This window comes from Pandoraea vervacti (genome assembly GCF_000934605.2).
Classification (GTDB): domain Bacteria; phylum Pseudomonadota; class Gammaproteobacteria; order Burkholderiales; family Burkholderiaceae; genus Pandoraea; species Pandoraea vervacti.
Genome location: NZ_CP010897.2, coordinates 3,065,402 through 3,083,726, shown reverse-complemented (window position 1 = coordinate 3,083,726; position 18,325 = coordinate 3,065,402). Strand labels below are relative to the sequence as shown.

At 64.7% G+C, this 18,325-nt stretch carries 15 protein-coding genes; 8 read left to right on the top strand and 7 right to left on the bottom strand.

The annotated features are described in order from the left end of the window. The first annotated feature begins 12 nt into the window (after nt 1-12). A complete protein-coding gene (locus UC34_RS13545; protein WP_044455957.1) occupies nt 13-297 on the top strand; it encodes an acylphosphatase in 285 nt (94 codons plus the stop codon). 111 nt (nt 298-408) lie between these two features. On the opposite strand, the gene UC34_RS13540 is transcribed toward UC34_RS13545, so the two are convergent. Then, nucleotides 409-2,052 (bottom strand): methyl-accepting chemotaxis protein, encoded by a 1,644-nt coding sequence (locus UC34_RS13540; protein ID WP_044458163.1) that lies wholly within the window; start codon nt 2,050-2,052, stop codon nt 409-411. A 330-nt stretch (nt 2,053-2,382) separates the two neighbouring features. On the opposite strand from UC34_RS13540, the gene UC34_RS13535 reads away from it, so the two are divergent. Next, complete coding sequence (locus tag UC34_RS13535; protein WP_167370662.1) at nt 2,383-4,194, top strand: sensor histidine kinase; 1,812 nt, start codon at nt 2,383-2,385, stop codon at nt 4,192-4,194. Between the two features lie 114 nt (nt 4,195-4,308). Here UC34_RS13535 and trhA read toward each other — a convergent pair whose 3' ends face one another. The 3 genes from trhA to UC34_RS13520 form a co-directional block, all read right to left on the bottom strand. After that, entirely contained in the window at nt 4,309-4,980 is a 672-nt protein-coding gene (gene trhA, locus UC34_RS13530) for a PAQR family membrane homeostasis protein TrhA (protein ID WP_044455955.1), read from the bottom strand. 174 nt (nt 4,981-5,154) lie between these two features. Then, nucleotides 5,155-5,709: a peroxiredoxin gene (locus tag UC34_RS13525; RefSeq protein WP_044455954.1), complete on the bottom strand. Its 555-nt coding sequence runs from the start codon at nt 5,707-5,709 to the stop codon at nt 5,155-5,157. Between the two features lie 200 nt (nt 5,710-5,909). After that, nucleotides 5,910-6,437, bottom strand: a complete 528-nt coding sequence (locus UC34_RS13520) for an Lrp/AsnC family transcriptional regulator (RefSeq protein ID WP_237165108.1) — start codon at nt 6,435-6,437, stop codon at nt 5,910-5,912. A gap of 169 nt (nt 6,438-6,606) precedes the next feature. On the opposite strand from UC34_RS13520, the gene ilvB reads away from it, so the two are divergent. From ilvB to astA, 6 genes are all read left to right on the top strand, one after another. After that, nucleotides 6,607-8,427: a biosynthetic-type acetolactate synthase large subunit gene (ilvB, locus tag UC34_RS13515; RefSeq protein ID WP_044455953.1), complete on the top strand. Its 1,821-nt coding sequence runs from the start codon at nt 6,607-6,609 to the stop codon at nt 8,425-8,427. Between the two features lie 210 nt (nt 8,428-8,637). Then, nucleotides 8,638-9,417 carry a basic amino acid ABC transporter substrate-binding protein gene (locus UC34_RS13510; RefSeq protein WP_084070636.1) on the top strand — a complete coding sequence of 260 codons (780 nt, stop codon included), beginning with the start codon at nt 8,638-8,640 and terminating at the stop codon, nt 9,415-9,417. Between the two features lie 164 nt (nt 9,418-9,581). Then, nucleotides 9,582-10,334 carry an amino acid ABC transporter permease gene (locus UC34_RS13505; protein WP_044455952.1) on the top strand — a complete coding sequence of 251 codons (753 nt, stop codon included), beginning with the start codon at nt 9,582-9,584 and terminating at the stop codon, nt 10,332-10,334. Then, nucleotides 10,318-11,040: an amino acid ABC transporter ATP-binding protein gene (locus tag UC34_RS13500; RefSeq protein WP_044455951.1), complete on the top strand. Its 723-nt coding sequence runs from the start codon at nt 10,318-10,320 to the stop codon at nt 11,038-11,040. Before UC34_RS13505 ends, UC34_RS13500 begins: the two co-directional genes overlap by 17 nt. A 200-nt stretch (nt 11,041-11,240) precedes the next feature. Continuing rightward, the gene (locus tag UC34_RS13495; RefSeq protein ID WP_044455950.1) at nt 11,241-12,482 is read left to right on the top strand and encodes an aspartate aminotransferase family protein; all 1,242 of its coding nucleotides are present in this window, start codon (nt 11,241-11,243) and stop codon (nt 12,480-12,482) included. 257 nt (nt 12,483-12,739) lie between these two features. Further along, entirely contained in the window at nt 12,740-13,798 is a 1,059-nt protein-coding gene (astA, locus tag UC34_RS13490; protein WP_044458160.1) for an arginine N-succinyltransferase, read from the top strand. A gap of 91 nt (nt 13,799-13,889) precedes the next feature. Here astA and UC34_RS13485 read toward each other — a convergent pair whose 3' ends face one another. Genes UC34_RS13485 through UC34_RS13475 form a run of 3 tightly spaced genes read right to left on the bottom strand, consistent with a single transcriptional unit; the run spans nt 13,890 to nt 18,314 of the window. After that, on the bottom strand, nt 13,890-14,882 hold the full coding sequence (locus UC34_RS13485) for a Csu type fimbrial protein (protein ID WP_052811044.1): 993 nt from the start codon (nt 14,880-14,882) through the stop codon (nt 13,890-13,892). Continuing rightward, on the bottom strand, nt 14,879-17,506 hold the full coding sequence (locus tag UC34_RS13480; protein WP_167370661.1) for a fimbria/pilus outer membrane usher protein: 2,628 nt from the start codon (nt 17,504-17,506) through the stop codon (nt 14,879-14,881). The genes UC34_RS13485 and UC34_RS13480 overlap by 4 nt, the downstream gene beginning before the upstream one ends. A 37-nt stretch (nt 17,507-17,543) precedes the next feature. Then, nucleotides 17,544-18,314: a fimbrial biogenesis chaperone gene (locus tag UC34_RS13475; RefSeq protein ID WP_084070633.1), complete on the bottom strand. Its 771-nt coding sequence runs from the start codon at nt 18,312-18,314 to the stop codon at nt 17,544-17,546. Between the last annotated feature and the right edge of the window lie 11 nt (nt 18,315-18,325).

Below are 18,325 nucleotides of genomic sequence, written 5' to 3'. Positions count from 1 at the left end.
CAGGAGGGGGCAATGACGGCAACGTGGCGCATCGTGGTGCACGGAAGGGTGCAAGGCGTGGGCTACCGTGCGGCCTGTGTGGTCGAGGCGCGCAAGCTCGGGCTTGCGGGATGGGTGCGCAATCGCCGCGACGGGACGGTGGAAGCCGTCGCTCAGGGCGAGACCGCGCAATTGCTCGCGTTATGCGAGTGGATGCGGCAAGGGCCGCGAGGCGCGCAAGTATCGTCGTGCGACGTCGACAAGGCGTGGGTGGCGGCGTCGCCGCTCGACGGATTCGAGCAGCGCGTCAGCGTTTGAGATCGCGTCCCGGCGCGCTCGCCGATGCCCAGTCAGCCATGTGATGGGCGTATGTAGGCGAGAGCGCGGGGCGCTGACTTCGTTACCGGACCGTCGGGCGCGTCGGGCGCGTCAGGCGGCCAGCGCCAGCGCGCCGGGGGCAGCGGTGGCCGGGGTGTCGCCTGCGCCGATAGCCGATGCATGGGCCGCTTCGTGCGTCGAGAGACGGAACAGCGCCACCGACTCGCGCAGACGCGCTGCCTGTGTTTCGAGCGCGGTAGCGGCGGCTGACGCTTCTTCGACGAGCGCGGCGTTCTGCTGGGTCATTTCATCCATCTGCGTGACGGCCATATTGACCTGCTCGATGCCGCTGGACTGTTCTACGCTTGCGGCCGAGATCTCACCCATGATGTCGGTCACGCGTTTGACGGACTGCACGACTTCCGACATCGTCGCGCCCGCACGCTCGACCAGACGGGTGCCGGCTTCGACTCGGGTTCCCGACGCTTCGATCAATCCCTTGATTTCCTTGGCGGCCGACGCGCTGCGCTGCGCCAGCGTGCGGACTTCGCCCGCCACCACGGCGAAGCCGCGACCCTGTTCACCGGCGCGCGCCGCTTCCACCGCGGCATTCAACGCCAGGATGTTCGTCTGAAAGGCAATACCGTCGATGACGGTCAGAATGTCGCTGACCTTTTGTGAGGCCTCGGCGATATCGCGCATCGTCGTTACGACTTCCTGAACGACATCGCCCCCGCGCGCGGCAGTCTCCGAGGCGGTCACGGCCAGTTGGCTCGCGGCGCGGGCGTTCTCGGCGTTCTGTTTGACGACGGCGGTCAGTTCCTCCATGCTCGCGGCCGTTTCTTCCAGCGACGATGCCTGCGATTCGGTGCGGCGCGACAGGTCGGCGTTGCCGTCGGCAATCTCGCGGGCGCTGCCGTGGATCGCTTCGGTGCTCTCGCGCACGGTGCCCACCGTGCTCGCCAGACCGTCACGCATGCGACCGAGCGCCCCGAAAAGCTGACCCATCTCATTTCGCGTGCGCTGCTCGATCCGCTGGCTCAGATCACCGGCGGCCATCCGCTCGAAATAGGCAATGACCTCCCGGATCGGACGCAGCACGGCGCGCGCGAGCATGGCGCGGCCCCAGAGGGCGAGCAGCAGCGCGATCACGAGCGTGGCGCCCATCGCAATGCGCATGAACGTATAGCGCTCCTGTGCGGCTTCGTAGCGCGCCTTTTGACGCGCGACCTGAAGATCCTGAAGCTCGCGCATGAGCGTATCCAAACTGTTGTAGGCGGCCGGTGCGATGCGTGCCTGAATCTGGTGGAAGCCGGCGACGTCGCCCTGCTTGAGCGCGTTGAGCGCGGGCGTGATCACCTTGTCGAAAAAGGCGCGGCGCTTTTCGTCGGCGGCTTTGGCCACCTCCGCTTCGTGCGCATCTTCTTTGGGACGTTTCAGATAATCGTTCCAGAGGGCATCCGACGCGGCGATGTATTGCGTGCCTCGTTTCAGAACTTTTTCGGATTCGTCGGGATCGGCGCCGAGGCTGACGTACGACGCATACGTCGCCATGGACAGGCGCGTGCGAAGAATTTGCTCGCCGGTTCCCTTCAGTTCGGCCAGGGCGGGGGTGTCCTCCGTCGCCATCTTGCTCAGCGATTCATTGCTGGAGCCAAGCGCCTGGAGACCCAGCAGGCTGACGAGGACGAGTAGTGCACCAAGCAAACCTAAGACCAGCGTCAGACTGGCCCGAATCGTAATGTTCTTATACATATTGATCGATGGAATGAATGCCCAGGCCGTGCCAGGAGGGGGCGCGACCTCCCCGTCCATCGGTGAGTGCAAGACGGGGCATAGGGATTATCGGCATATGAGAAGCAGAACTTGAGCCATTCGGGATCGGGGCAATCCGAAAGCGCGGTCTCGGCGAGAAAAATTCGGAATTTGCGCAGTCGCAACCGTCGCGCAACAGGCCAGACTTGAAAGCTCTTCCACTTTCTTCAGTACGCCGAAACGCGTCAATCGTGATGCGGCGTCAATGGCGCGATGAATCTCGATAAATTCAAGTTACGATCCGCAAGCCCGGAGGCGGGACGGTATGCCGTGGATAAGGACAGTTCGCCGGAAGGCTGTGTAAGGAACGGCGCGGTGGATGTCGCCACGTTTCGGCTGGCGTTGGTGCACGAGTTGCGCGCGCCCTTGCAGGTCTTGCAGGGGCATCTCGACGCCATGACCGCACGCACCGAGCACGATGCCGCTGTCGACGACGGTGCCGACGACAGTGCCCACATGCACGGTCCGCGCCGACGCCTGGGCAACATGCGCGACATGCTCGATGTGCTGGCCGGGGTGGTCGATGACGTCTTGCAACTCGGCCAGGGCGAGATTGCGCAACTGCCGCTGCGAGAAGCGGTATTCGAGGTGCGGGCGTGCCTCGATACCGAGGTGGATGCCTTTCGCGATGCGGCCAGGACCAAAGCGCTGGCGCTGACGTGCGAGATTGGGGACGACGTGCCGGTATTTCTGTGGGGCGATGCCGGTCGGTTGCGGCAGATCGTGCGTACGCTCGTGGATAATGCGCTGAAATACACGATGTGCGGTGGCGTGGCAGTTCGCGTGTCCTGGGAGGAGGCCAAGGAACCGGAGGGAGACGACGCCGACGGCAGCCACGGGGGCCATGGGAGCGGCGCGCAGGGTGAAAGGCGTGGGGGGGCGCCGCACACCAACATGCGGCGAAACGGTGCCGAGTCGCGATTGACAATCCACGTGACCGACACGGGGCCGGGCATTCCGGCGGGAATGGAGAACGCCGTCTTTGCGGCGTTCGCTCGGGCCGATCCGGCCACGAAGGGCACGGGTCTGGGGCTATGGATCGCCCGTCAATGGGCGCGGCGTATCGGCGGCATGCTGTGCGCCGAGCCGTCGCCGACCGGCGCGCGGTTTCGCCTGTCAGTGCCTTTCGCGCCTTCCTCACCGCTCTCAGCGCTCTCACCGCTCTCACCGTTCAAGCCGCAGATGCCGTCCGGATCCTCAACCGACGTTGGCAGGAAGATGGCCCGGGAACAGGCTTCGGAGGGCGCGGGCGCGCTCGCGTCGCCACGCGTGCGCCGCGACGTGCCGATAGCGGCGCCCGTGCAACGGATTGCCGTGCGTCCGGGCTTACAGGCGCTCGTTGTCGATGACCACGCCATGAATCGGCAGATTCTCGGCGAACAGTTGACGGCGCTCGGCTGCCATGTCGCAACGGCCCAAGACCTCACGGATGCGCTGGTGCAATGGGTTGCACTGGACGTCGACGTCGTGCTCACCGATGTTCATCTCGATGGCGTGAGCGGTCTCGCGCTCTCGAAGACATTGCACGCGCTGGCGCCCCTGCTCGGTCGACGCGAACCGGTGGTGTTCGCAGTGACCGGCTCGGTCGTCGAGGCGCGCGCGGCGCGTGACGCCGGTATCGACGATGTGCTGACGAAGCCGGTTTCCCGGGAGCGGCTTGCGCAGACCTTGTCCGTGCGATGGCCGGCGCTCGACGAGGCGTGGGACGAGGCGTGGAACGAGCGCCCGAACGAAGCGGGGGCGAAGGGGGCGAAGGGGACGAGGGGGAAGGAGGGGGCGCCGGCACGACCTCACATGCCGCACAAGCCACCCAAGCCACCCAAGCCACGCACACCGCTCAGAGAGGATCCGCACGCGCGACGCATGATGCGCGACGAAATGGCAAAGGATCTGGCGCGCTTTCGTCGTCTGATCGCAAGGCGTCGGGCTGAAGACATTCATGCGGCTCAGGCGCTGCTTCACCGCATGCGCGGCGCTTGCCGAATGTTCGGCGATCCCGTGCTCACGGCACGATGCGAGCGTCTCGCACAAAAGCTCGAAAGCTGCCGGGCAGCGTTATGCTCGCAACGAGGGACAGACTGAGTGGCGGGCACGGCCGCGTATGGAAGGGGGCGCGGAGGGGACTCGGACGGGGGCGACATCGTCCAGGATCGTCCGAGGTCGTCCGAGGTTGTTCCGCGAGCGGCTCGACCCGGTTCAGACGTACCGCCACACGGCGAGGTAGTGGCAAACGGTGCCGCCGATGGCGAACAGATGCCACACGAGATGCCCGAACTTGATGTGGCCGTCGAGGGAATAGAAGATCGCCCCGACGGTGTACGCCACGCCCCCGGCGTACAGCCATCCGGCACCCGGTCCGGGGATGGCCGCGAGCACCGGTCCGGCGACCAGCACGGCCACCCAGCCAAGCGCGATGTAGAGCAGCGTGGAGACGAGCGGGCGGTCGAGCAGGCCGAGCGATTTGGCAATCAGACCGGCGATGGCCATCGTCCATACGCCGGTGAGCAGAGGCCAGCCCCATGGGTCGTTGAGAATCTTGACGGTGAAGGGCGTGTAGGTGCCGGCGATGAAGAGAAAGATCGCGCAGTGGTCGACCCGCATGAAAAGGCGTTTCGCGCGTCCGTCGGGCAGTCCGTGATACAGGGCGGATGCCAGATAGACCACCACCATCGTGACCGCGAACACCCCGATGCCGATCTGCTGCACGGCGCTCGGGCTGGGCAACGCGGGGCGTACCGCCGTGAAGAGAAACGGAATTGCCGCGAGGGCCGCCAGGCAGGCGAGGCCGTGACTGAGGCTGTTGGCGAGTTCCTCGCTGCGGGTCTGTGCGCGGGCGATCGCCCTCGCGGTCGGTGGTGCCGTGCTCATGCCGTCCTCATCGGTAAAGCCCTGAAAAGCGGGTGATGCCTTGGTGCCTTGACGCCTAGCCGCCTGTCGCCTTGATGCAGGGGATGCAGGTGAAGCGGGTGAAGCGGGTCAGGAAAACAATGGGAATCAAAGCGGTCATGCCGGTCACGCGAGCGAATCACGCGACGCGCGGCATCAGTGATGCGTCTCGTGCCACTTTCGAACCGCTGCCATCGTGTTCTGCACATGCTTGTCCGGATCCATGCTGACATAGCTGTAGATCACTTTGCCGTCGGGGGCGATCACGTACGAAATGCGATTGGCGATGTCCGGCTTTAGTGCGAGCACCGCGTCATACGACTTCATGATCTTCTGGTCGGTGTCGGCAGCTACCGCAAATTTGCTGCGGCACTCGGACACGGAGAATTTGTTGAGTGTGTCGATGTTGTCGTGCGAAACCCCGATGACGGTGGCGCCCATGGCCTTGAACGCGTCGGTTGCTTCGGCAAAATCGTGTGCCTCGATCGTGCAACCCGCGGTGAACGCGGCCGGATAGAAGTACAGCACGACGGGGCCCTGCTTGAGCGCGTCGGCCAGCGAAAAAGTGAAGACTTTGCCGCCGAGCGACGCCTGGGCCTTGAAGTCGGGCGCCGATGCGCCGTTTTGCAACGCCGCGTGGGCGGGGATCATGCACCAGGCCGTGACGCCGACGATGGCGGCTGCGACAGTCATTCCGAACCAACGTTTCATGCGAGGCTCCCGTAGTGGATGCTTAAGGATAGAGGCTTGCGTGGGTGCTGTCCAACGTAGCGCGTTGCCTCGAACGCCACATTTGCCGCCATGTGCGTCATCCTTTGCCTTGCCGTACGCGCCTCGCCACAGGGTATCTCCATGAAGGTCGGAAACATCAGTCTAGCGGCGCTTTCGCGACAGCCGTTTGTCGAATGGCGTCACGAATGGGAGGGCGCACTGCCGCCTGCCGCGCCGGGGCCGGCGGAATGTCCGCCCGATTGAGCGTTGCCGATCGGGAGCACCGTTGTCGACTTGATTTGGGAAAGCGCAATCATCGAGTTGACTTCCTGCACCATCGGCAATTGCGAGAGACGCTCGAAGAAGAAGCGTTCATAGGCCTCGACGTCGCGCGTCACGATGCGAAGCAGAAAGTCGACGTTGCCCATCAGCACGTGACATTCGAGCACTTCCGGGAATTCCTGTATCGCCTTCGAAAATTCGGGCAGCGCACTGCGGTTATGCCCGGCCAGTTTTACGTGAGCAAACAGCATCACGTTCAACCCGACCTTCTTCCGATCGACGAGTGCGACGCGCCGCTCGATCACGCCTTCGGCATCCAGCCTGTCGATCCGGCGCCAACACTGCGATTGCGACAATCCGATCCGTTCGCCGATCTGCGCCGCCGAGAGCGAGGCGTCTTCCTGCAGGAGCGCGAGGATTTTCTCGTCAAATTCGTCGAGTTGCATAATTTATTCCCGTTGCCGTCGAAAATTGAATGAATCATGTGAAATGAACGCACTTTTGTCAACGATACGCGAAGCATTTACCGAGCGATCCCCGTAAACTCTCATCCTGTGTGATAGTGCCGCAAGCCTTCCCTCAAGCTCGTTTGAATCCGCAGGAAACCCCATACCCATGAAACTCGATTTGACTTTGCCCGCTGCCGAAACCGCGACCGGTGCCGTCGCCCAGCCTGTTGCTCCGTTGTCTGCCAAAGGCGCAGATCTCATTGCACGCACGCTGGTCGATATTGGCATCGATACGGTGTTCTGCTATCCGGGCGGGGCCAATCTCGAAATGCTCGACGCACTCTCGCGGGTGTCCATCACGCTGGTACGGACCGAGCACGAGCAAGGTTCGGTCTTCGGCGCGCAGGGTTATGCCCGTGCGACCGGCAAGCTGGGCGTATGTCTTGCCACGTCGGGGCCGGGCGCCACCAATCTGGTCACGGGGATTGCCGATGCGGCCAGCGACTCCGTGCCGATTCTTGCCATCACCGGGAACGTGGCGACCCATTGGCTGGGAAAGAATGCGTTCCAGGAAGTGGACATCGTCGCCATTACCCGGCCGGTTACGAAGCTGGCCCGTCAGGTGCGTGAGGCGCGCGACATCCCGGCGGCGCTGCGTGAAGCCGCGGCCTGTGCGTTGGCGGGACGTCCCGGCCCGGTGTTGCTCGACTTCCCGAAGGACATCCAGCAGGCGCGTCCCGACCAGCCTACCGACAAGCGCGTCACGTCCGCCGTGCCTGCTGGCATGAGCGACGAAACGGCGCAACGCATCGCGGCATTGCTTTCGCAAAGCGAACGGCCGGTGATCTACGCCGGCGGTGGTGTGATCGCCTCGGGCACCGGGGCGCAACTCGTGGCGCTGTCCGAGGCACTCGATTGTCCGGTCGCGCTCACCATGATGGGGCTGGGGGCGATGCCCGATGCCCACGCGCTGTTGCTCGGCCCGCTCGGCATGCATGGCGCTCATGTGGCCAATGTCGCTGTCAACGAGGCGGATCTTGTGCTGGCGCTCGGGGTGCGGTTCGACGATCGGGTGATCGGCGATCCGGCATCGTTTGCCCGTCACGCCAAAATCGTCCACATCGACGTCGATGCCGCCGAAATCGGCAAAAACAAACCGGTCACGCTTGGTGTGCACGCGGACCTGCGCGATGCGTTTGCTGGCCTGCTGGCGCACGCGAAGCGCCGCGACGTGCCAGCGTGGCATGCCTATTTGCGCGAGCGCCGCGAAGCGCATCCGCTGCGCGCGCCGCAACCCGCCGGCCCTGACGCTGCGGGTGTGCTGACCGGGGTGGATGTCATTGCCTCGCTCGCGGCGTTGTTGCCGCCTGAAGCGGTCGTCACGACCGGCGTGGGACAGCATCAGATGTGGGCCATGCAGCATTTGCGTCTTCGCGAACCGCGCACGTTTCTCTCGAGTGCCGGGTTCGGAACGATGGGGTTCGGTTTGCCGGCGGCTATCGGCGCGAAAGTGGCGCTTCCCGACGTGCCGGTCATCGATATCGACGGTGACGGCAGCCTGAACATGTCCGTCAACGAGTTGTCGACGTGCCGACGCTATGGGCTGGGCGTGAAGGTGCTGGTCATCAACAACCAGTGGCTGGGCATGGTGCGGCAGTGGCAGGACATGATCTATTCGCGTAACCGTGTGGCGTCCTCGCTGGTCGATCCCAACGCTGCGCAGGGGGCGGACGAGGGCCATCCGTACCCTGACTTCGTGACGATCGCGGCAGGATACGGCGTGGCGGGCGCGCGCGTGACCCGCGCGGAACAACTGCCGGCCGCGCTGGCCCGTATGCTTCAGGACCCGAGCGAGCCGTATTTGCTCGATGTGCTCGTCGCTCGCGAAGACGATGTCTACCCGATGATTCCGGCAGGCAAGACGTATCGCGACGTCGTTTTCGGTCCCGGTGAGGCTGCCGGCCCGATTGCGGCGGGCGCATTCTGAATTCGAGGCGTTCGCCAGGGGCCGGCAGGGCACTGCATGCGCGGTGTCCTGCGCCCCCCGAGCCGCCTGCGGGCATTATCGTCCGGTGAGAATTTCACATCGCGTCGCGAGAGCGCAACGTGAAAACCCGCTTCGGCGGGTTTTTTACGTTTCGGGGGCAGCGAGGAGTATCATTGCGCTCTTTCAAGAATTCTCGCCAAGGAAATCAATATGTTGACGAAGCGCCTGGTGCTGGCCGCCGCCTGTATTCTGACGACCTTCGCCGCGCTGCCGGCCGCGCAGGCAGCCGATCCCACCTACACCGTGGGCGCAGGCGGCACGTACCGTCCGTTCGAATTCGAAACGCCGCAAAAGGAACTGGTCGGCTTCGATATCGACATCATCAAGGCGGTCGGCAAGGCCGGCGGCTTCAACGTTAAGCTGGTCAGCACCCCGTGGGAAGGCATCTTCGCCACGCTCGACCAGGGCGATCGCGACATCATCATTTCCGGCATCACCATTACCGACAAGCGTCGTGAAATGGTCGACTTCTCGGCACCGTACTTCCCGGCCGATCAGGTCATCATTACCGCGCCGGGCGCCAAAGTCGCCGGCCTGGCCGATCTGAAGAAGCTTCAGGTCGGTGTGGTGAATTCGAGCACGGGCGATATCGCCGTGTCGGAAGAGCTGGGCCGTGCCAGCACTGCCATCCGTCGCTTCGACAACACGCCGCTGATGCTCGAAGAACTGTATCGTGGCGGTGTGGACGCTGCCGTGGGCGATGTCGGCGTGATCAAGTTCTACATCAAGAGCCATCCGGAAAAGCCGTTCAAGCTGGTCTATGACAACAAGTTCAAGCGCCAGTACTTCGGCATCGCCGTGAAGAAGGGCAACAAGGTTGCTTTGGACAAGATCAATACCGGCCTGAAGAAGATCGTGGCCGACGGTACGTACGCCAAGATCTACAAGCAGTGGTTCGATGCCGACGTGCCGACCCTGCCGCAGCAGTAACAGGCGAGCCCCTTTAACGCGTGCAAGATTCGCGCCACGCGCGCCAGAGACTCTGGCCACTCGCGGCCCGTGAGCTGATCGTCGATTGCCGACGTCAACCCCCGGGCCGCGTGCGTTTTTCCGCCGGGCAGCCGGTTCGTTTCATTTTGTGAGAAAGGTGCTTCATGGGTGGGTTCCAGTGGAACATCATCAGCGAATACATGCCTCTGTTCGTCGAGGGCACGCTGATGACGCTCAAGTGCACGGTGATCTGTGTGATCGCCGGCACGTTGCTTGGGCTTGTGCTGGGCGTCGGTCGACTGGCCGAAGCGCGTCACGGCTTCTATAAGTATTTCCTGCGCTACGCGGTGCAATATCCGGTGCGCTTCTACGTCAGCTTTTTCCGTGGCACGCCGCTGTTCGTGCAGATCCTGCTGATCCACTTCGCGCTGATGCCGGTGCTGATCAACCCGTCGGGTGGTCTGATCGTCAGCGGCGACTTTGCCCGCGAAATCCGCTCGCAGTACGGCGCGTTCATGTCGGCGGTGCTGGCCATCTCACTGAACGCGGGCGCGTACGTGTCGGAAATCTTCCGCGCGGGTATCCAGTCGATCGACCGTGGACAGGCGGAAGCCGCGCGCTCGCTCGGCATGACCTACATGCAGACGCTGCGCAAGGTGGTGCTGCCGCAGGCGTTTCGTCGCATGCTGCCGCCGCTGGGCAACAACGCCATCGCCATCGTGAAGGACTCGTCGCTCGCGTCGGCCATCGGTCTGGCGGAGCTCGCATACGCCGCGCGCACGGTATCGGGCGCCTATGCGCGTTACTGGGAGCCGTATCTGACGATTTCGCTCATCTACTGGGTGATCACGCTGGTGCTGTCGGCATTTGTTCAACATCTGGAAACGAGGTACGGCAAAGGTGATCGTCGTCAATAACCTGCAAAAGCAGTACGGCGAGTCGCACGTGCTGCGCGGCATTTCGTGCCGCATCGAAGAAAAGGAAGTGGTCTGCGTGATCGGGCCTTCGGGCTCGGGCAAGAGCACGTTCCTGCGCTGCCTGAACGGTCTGGAAGATGTCAGCGGCGGTGAAGTGCTCGTCAACGGTTTTCACGTGGAAGACCCGAAGACCGATATGAACGCCATGCGCGCGAGCGTGGGCATGGTGTTCCAGCGTTTCAACCTGTTCCCGCATATGTCGGTGCTCGAGAATCTGGTTCTCGCGCCAATGCAGGTCAACGGTATCAAGCGTCAGGAGGCGGTGACGATCGCTGAGCAACTGCTGCGCAAGGTTGGCCTGATCGACAAGATCGATGCGTTCCCGAACCAGCTCTCCGGCGGCCAGCAGCAACGTGTGGCCATTGCCCGTGCGCTCGCGATGCACCCCACGGTCATGCTGTTCGACGAGCCGACGTCGGCGCTCGATCCGGAACTCGTCGGTGAAGTGCTGGAAGTCATGAAGTCGCTCGCGGAAGAGGGCATGACCATGGTTGTGGTGACCCACGAAATGGGGTTTGCCCGCGAAGTCGCCGATCGTGTCTTCTTTATCGATCAGGGCGTGATCATGGAAGAAGGCAAGCCCGAGCAGATCTTCACGGCGCCCAAACACGAGCGCACGCGGGAATTCTTGCGCAAAGTCCTGTAATTCTCACGATGTCGGCGCACGATGAGGGTACATCGGCGCGCCGCATCTGATTACAATGCGAGGGTACGCGCGCCGAGTGACCTCATGTGCCGGCGCGTCGCAGGCACCCTGAGCCACCGCCAGGTTTTTTCACAGGGCAGCGACCTTTGTCCGGGCCTGCCCCGCAATCGCAGATTGCACTCCGATTTCACGAGGTAGTCATGAGCCAGCAAATCGCTGTGACCCGCCAGACGTTCGACGACGTGATGGTGCCCAATTACGCTCCTGCCCAGATGGTGCCCGTGCGCGGCGAAGGCTCGCGCATGTGGGATCAGGAAGGTCGCGAGTATGTCGACTTCACCGGCGGTATCGCGGTCAACGCGCTAGGCCATGCCAATCCGGAACTGGTGAAGGTCATCGAAGATCAGGCCCGCAAGGTCTGGCATATCGGTAACGGCTACACCAACGAGCCGGTGCTGCGTCTGGCCAAGGCCCTGACCGAAGCGACGTTCGCCGACAAGGCGTTCTTCTGCAATTCGGGCCTCGAAGCCAACGAAGCCGCCCTCAAGCTCGCCCGTCGTTACGCCTACGACCATGCCGCCGAGCGTGGTGGCAAGGAAAAGAGCGAAATCATTTCGTTCTACAACTCGTTTCACGGTCGTTCGCTGTTCACGGTGAGCGTGGGCGGTCAGGCGAAGTACACCGAAGGCTTCGGTCCGATTCCGGCCGGCATCATGCATTTGCCGTACAACGATCTCGAGACCGTCAAGGCGACGATTTCGGACGCCACGGCAGCTGTCATCGTCGAACCGGTGCAGGGCGAGGGCGGCGTGCTGCCCGCCGATCCCGAATTCCTGAAGGGGCTGCGCGAGTTGTGCGATCAACACGGCGCATTGCTAATTTTCGACGAAGTGCAGACGGGCGTCGGTCGTACCGGCACGCTCTACGCCTACGAGCAATATGGCGTGACGCCGGACATCCTGACCACGGCCAAGGCGCTGGGCAACGGCTATCCGATCGGCGGCATTCTGACCACGAGCAAGATCGCAGCGAGCTTCTCGCCGGGCACGCACGGTTGCACGTACGGTGGCAATCCGCTCGCCACGGCCATCGCGGGTCGCGTGCTGGAACTGATCAACACGCCTGAAACGCTCAAGGGCGTGCAGGCCCGTCACGATCACTTCATCAAGGGGATCGAGGCGATCAATGCGCGTCACGGCGTGTTCGAGCAGGTGCGTGGCATGGGCCTGCTGATCGGCGCGGTGCTCAAGCCAGCATTCGCCGGACGCGCCAAGGACATCGTGGTCGAGGCGGAAAAGCATGGCCTGATGCTGCTGGTGGCGGGCGGCGACGTGGTGCGCTTCGCGCCGTCGCTGAACATTCCGTTCGCCGACATCGACGCGGGTCTGGCTTCGCTGGAGAAGGCGGTCGCTACGGTGGCCGCAACGGCAAAGGCCGCCTGATCGCCTCATTGAACGCCAGGACCTGAGCCCATGCCCAGGACGACGGGCCGGACCGACGGGTGACGTCGCTCCGGCCCGTTTTTCATCCAAATGACGGGATGCTTCACATGACGCACACCACGCGCACCGTACACACCATGCAAACGCCGACCCCTTCGAAAGCCTCGAAAGCGTCGAAAGCGACAGGCCATGCGGCGGTCCCCGCGGCCGACGCCGACACGGACGTGAGCCTCATGGGTGAGGGCGCGGCGAATTCATTGCGTGTGGTGCGGCTCGCTCGGCCCGCCGATTTGCCCGCACTGCTGGCGCTGGCGGCGCTAGCCGGCCCCGGCATGACATCGTTCAAGCCGGACCGGGCGGCGCTGGAGGCGCGTCTGGCGCGGGTGGCGGCGACGCTCGGAGGCACCGCACCCACGGCCGAGCAAGGCTATCTGTTCGTGATGGAAGACGTGGACACCGGCGAGATCGCCGGCGTGTGCGGGCTGGAGGCGGCCGTTGGGCTTGATCAGCCGTTCTATACGTATCGCAAAGACACCATCGTGCATGCGAGCCGCGAGCTCAACGTCTGGTCGCGCATGCTGACGCTCTCGCTCTCCAACGATCTCACGGGCTACAGCGAACTCTGCTCGTTGCTGCTCGATCCGAAGTGGCGCGGCCATGGAAACGGGGCGTTGTTATCCAAAGCGCGCTTTCTGTTCATGGCGCAGTTCCCGGAACGCTTCGGCCCGCAGGTGTGCGCAGAATTGCGCGGATTCTTCGATGACGAAGGGCAAAGCCCGTTCTGGCAGTCGCTCGGCCAGCACTTTTTCAAGATCGACTTCGATCAGGCCGACTACCTGACGTCCATCGGCAAGAAATCGTTCGTTGCCGAACTGATGCCGAAGTACCCCATCTACGTCGATTTCCTGTCGCCGCAGGCACAGGCCGCCATTGGCGTCACGCATCGGGACACACTGCCGGCGCGTCGTCTGCTGGAACAGGAGGGAATGCGCTCCGGCGCGCATGTCGACATTTTCGACAGCGGGCCGGTGCTCGAAGCCCGTGTGGCCGATTTGCGCGCGGCGCGCGACAGTCGATATCTGTCGGTCAACATCGTGTCATCCGAGAGCGGCAATCCGGCGCCGGCAGTGGCCAATGCCGAACCGTATCTCGTCGCCTGCCTGAGTCTCGAAGGCTTTCGTGCCACGCTGCTGACCGGCCGCCCGGAGCGACGCGCGTTTTCCATGACGGCGCACGCCGCAAAGGCGTTGGGCGTCAAACACGGGGATCGCGTACAGGTGCTGCCGCTCAAGCCGCCGCGTGCCGAGGCCGTCTAGGCGGCTTCGCTACTACCGTTTGTTGCACGTCTGCAGCACGTCTTTTGCACGTCGCCTTCAACCCGTCGCCTGCGTCGGCCACGCGGATTGCTCAGAACTCGATCGTGGCCGTCACCGTGTCGGTATAGACCCCGGGCGGCGGTGTGGATTGCGCCGGTACACGCGCATAGATCGGAACCGCCTGAACCAGACCGGTGCCCACGCCGGTGAGTTGCGATGTGCCGGACGTGCCGTCCCCCCAAACGGTGGCGTAGCCGCTGTCCAGATATAGCTGATAGTTCACGCTGGACGTGAGCCCCGTCATGGCGCGCGACGTGACCGTGCCTTGCAATCCGCCTGACAGACCGACGCGAAACGCATCGTTGTTCGTACACTGCACCGTCAGTCGTCCGGTGGCGGTCACGGGACTCGCAAGCGTCGATTGGGTGGCGAACGTGATGTTGGTCGCGGCAATCGTGCAGTTGTTGATGACCGTCACGTTGACGGTGAACGGTGCGCCGGGCGCGGCCGTCATGGCGTCGCCGCATGCGGGCGCCGGCGCGAGCGCGGCATATGACGCGTATTGCAGCGACGTCTCGGCCGACACGAACGTGCGCGAGTAGACGGTGTTGCCGCTGCCGGACGTGGGCACAGTCGTTTGCCCGGCGGGGATCCTTCCATAGAAGTTCACGTTCTGCGTCACGGTTGCGCCCAGTAATGGACGAACGATCGTGAGCGAGATCACGTTGCTCACGCCACTGCCCCAGGCGTTGGAAAACGAGGGGTCGGTGAAGAGTCCGAAATTGATGGTGCTCCCAGCGTTACCGGGGCTGGAGAGGACAAGCGGCTGGGGGGCGCCAAGCGCAAGACATAGCTTGACGTTTGGATTGCCGCCGAGCGCGGGCCACGTGCACGACACGGGAAACGTACCGGTTGCCGAGAGCGCAAAGCCGGAGATGGGACTGAAGGCGGCAAAGGCGAGGCTGGGCGTGCCGACCGAGCACGTCTGCGCAAACGCGCCGGGGTCCAGGGCGAGGCCCCCGAGGGCGATCGCAGCGAAGGTGAGGGTGCGCGATGCGATGCACCTGCCACGAGCGCGGGTCATGAGCGATTCTCCTGGGCGGATGGCGCGGGCCCTGGCGTCGCGTTCGATTCCGTCGTCGTCGCATCAGCCGAAGGCAGCGCCTTGTCCGTCGCCAGCGCGCCGAAGGCAACGCAAGCCAGGGGTCCCACGCGGGTGATGCGGCCGTGCCGAGGCGAGGTCCAGTCGAATGACACGCGACAGCGTTGCCCCGCGTCGCGCGACTCCAGCGTATTGCGCGCGACGAGTGCGTCGATGAACACTTCGCCGTCGTAACCCACGACCGTCGCCCTGCCGCTTTGCACGTGGCGCACTGACGTTCCCGGGCGTAGCGGCCGCCCCGCAGCGTCGACGAGGGTGACGAGCGCGGCCCGGTAGCGCCGCACGGGAAAGTGCACGAGCACGCCGCTGCGTGCCTGTGGCGCAACACGTCGCTCGGTCGTAACGACCTCCAGATCGGCAGGCAGATGCACGGGATCGATGCCGATGCGCGACGCTTCGAAGCCGTTCAGGTCCGGCACGAGGAAATAGCCGTGCGAATCGGTATGCCCGACAGCGATCGATTCGCGCAGCACCGGGACGTGGGCTTGCGCGTCGGTGCTTACCAGCGCGAAGGCGTCGTACGTACGTCGCGTGGCGTGCACGCTGTTGTCCATGACGACGAGCGCGCCGGCCATGCCGAGGGCCGCACTCGAGCGGCGTCCCACCTGCTGCGCGAGTGCGGAGATCTCGCCGTGACGCCCGAGATACTGGACTTCGCCTTGCATCGTTCGTTGCGAGAATGCCCGTCCGCCCAGGACCTGCCATCCCCAGCCGCCGTGGTAGTCGGGCGTGCGGGTCGCGCCTGCCCATGCCTGCGTTTGTCCGTCCTGCTGGCTAAACGATGTGGTGCCGAGCGCGGCATTCCCGCCTTCGGAACCCTGTGCGCCCTGTGCGCCGCCGCCCAGCAGCACGCTGAGCATCGCAAAAATGCCGTGAGCGCGTCGTCGTGCGAAGTCGCGAAAGCCGCCGATCGACAGCATGCCGCGCGTGCCCGCTGGCAGCGTCAGGCTCGCAGAGAGGACACGTGTGGGACGTTGACGCGGCGTGCGCTGCGCGAACCATGCCAGAGACGCCGTGCTGCCGCGCGCGAAGGGCACGGACACGCTCACGCGATCACTGGCGTCGGGCACGGGCAGGCCGTCCAGCGTGGCGATGTCGCGGTAGCGTCCCGCCGTGCGGATCAGTTGCGCGTCGACGCTCAGCCCTCGCGACAGATATTGATATCCCGCACTCCACTGGCTGCCGGCGCCGTGTCCGCCGGAGACGGCGACCGAGGCGCTCACGACGCCGGCCTGACCCAGCGCCATCAGCACACCGGCGCCGCCCAATGCGAGGCGTCGCCCGGCCTGCGCCTGCGCTTCTACCGTTACGGTATCCGTCGCGCCGTAACGTGCGGCGACCGAGGCGACCGGATGGTGCCGATATGACCACGAGCGCACGCCGTAATCGTCTCGCGGCAAGCCGGCTTCCACGGAAAAGCTCGACAGACCGGGGGCAAGCAGACGTGGGTCGATGTAGAGCGGGACCGTCGTGATCCGTTCGCGCCCGAGCGCGTCTCGCGTGACCACGCTCGCTTGCAGGTCGCCCGTGAGCCCCGGCGTCTCCTGAATGACGAAGGGGCCGGGCGGGACGTGTGCGCTCATGCGCCGCACGCCGTCCAGGTAGAGGTCGACGGAGGACGGGACGACGGCGCTGCCGTGCAAGGCAGGCATCGGAAACGTCACAAGATCGGGACGAAGTGCGAAGTTGCGCCGCCATTGCAGGCCCGCAATGCGCAGCGAACGGCTCCACGACAGCGAGCCGGTAATGAGGTCGCCCGCGATCCATGTGCTCAGGCGTGCAGGGTCGTCGTGCTGCCACCAGGTGTCGTATCGCCGATAGCCGTGCCGCCAGCGGGAGTATTCCGCAAGGCCGGTTTGCTGCACGGTGCCGCCGGACCAGAACCCGCGCACTTCACTCCAGAGCGATGTCCGCGTGAACCGCTCGCGCTGCACGTAGCCGTCATAGTTGACGATCAGCCCGGGGTCTGCCGACGCACCAATGACGAGCGGCGGCGGGCTGCCCAATCGGTAGGGGGAGAGCCAGGCGTCGCCCACCGTGAGCGAGAGCGTTTGTTGCGAGGCGTCGTAGGCGGCGCGAATGCCGTCGAGCGAGTCGAGGGCGACCTCGGCAGCGCGCGCGTCGGGAAGCCCGTCGGCCGTGAGACCCAGCGCGCGCAAGTCGCCTGCCTTCGCGTACCAGCGTCCATGCCGTCGGGTGAATGGCGCCAGACGTCCGGTCGATTCGCCGTTGATGAGCACTTCGAGAACGTAGGGGCCGTCGAGCCGGGAAATGCCGCCGGTGCGCACGGGAGCGGAGGTGCCCGCCGCCGTTGGCGTCGCGTCGTCGAACAACGTCGTGCGGCCCGTCGCTGCCGATGAGGCCGGGCGAGGCGACGCACCGGCGCCATTCGCCGCAGCCACCATGTCGGGGGCAGTCTCGCGGGCCGGTGTGCCGCAGGCCGGCGCGCAGGCGAAGGTCGCCCATGCGACCAGCGTGACGGTCATCGACGTCGACGCCGCGATGCCTGTCGTGGCGCACTCGGCGTGCCCCGGGGAATGGCCCACCTGACGATGCGCTCGTTTGAGGCGCACACGCACACGGCTAGCGCTCGCCATCCGGCGAAACATCGGCGTCAAAGCGCATCGGGACGGCGTCGACGCGCGACTCTACCGTGAACGGGGCGACGGGCGGTGCGCCGGCGGGCCAGCGCACCGCGAAGCGGCGCGTTTGTCCTGCGAGCACATAACCGAGCAGGCCGCGAGTGAGTTCGACACTTCGCCCCGACGCGTCGAGCACGCGCGTGGCGCCCAGTTGTGCGTGTCGCTCTCCGTCGTTGCGGACCGCCAGTTCGCCGCGCGCCATCCGGATGTCGAAGCGCAGCGACGGCGAGCGCGAACCCCTCGTCTGGACGAACACGGGCAGCGAATAACGCAGGCGAATGGATACGCCGTCGGAGGCGGGCGTGTCGACCGAGGGCAGTTCGTCGACCACTAGCCGGTAGCTCTGCTCATTGCCATCGGGCTTGCGCGCCACGTGCACGAGCCGCACGATCTGCCGCTCGCCCGGTTCGATGCGCACGATCGGCGGGCTGGCGATCAGGGCTTGCGTGGGGGTCAGCACGTTCTCGCCGTTGCGCTGCGTCCAGGCATACAGCCGCAACTGACCGTGGATCGGCAGGTCGCCGGAATTGCCCAGCGTCAAGGTGGTGGCCGGTTGCGTCGGGAGAATATTGACGATGACCGGAGAGACCTGAAGCGTGGCGCCGTTGCCGTCGGTCACGCACAGCATCAGCATGGCGACGAACGCACCACCGCAGGCGTATGCCGTGGGCCGTCGGACAACACATCGTCTCGTGGGAGTCGTGACCGTCATGATGACCCCGG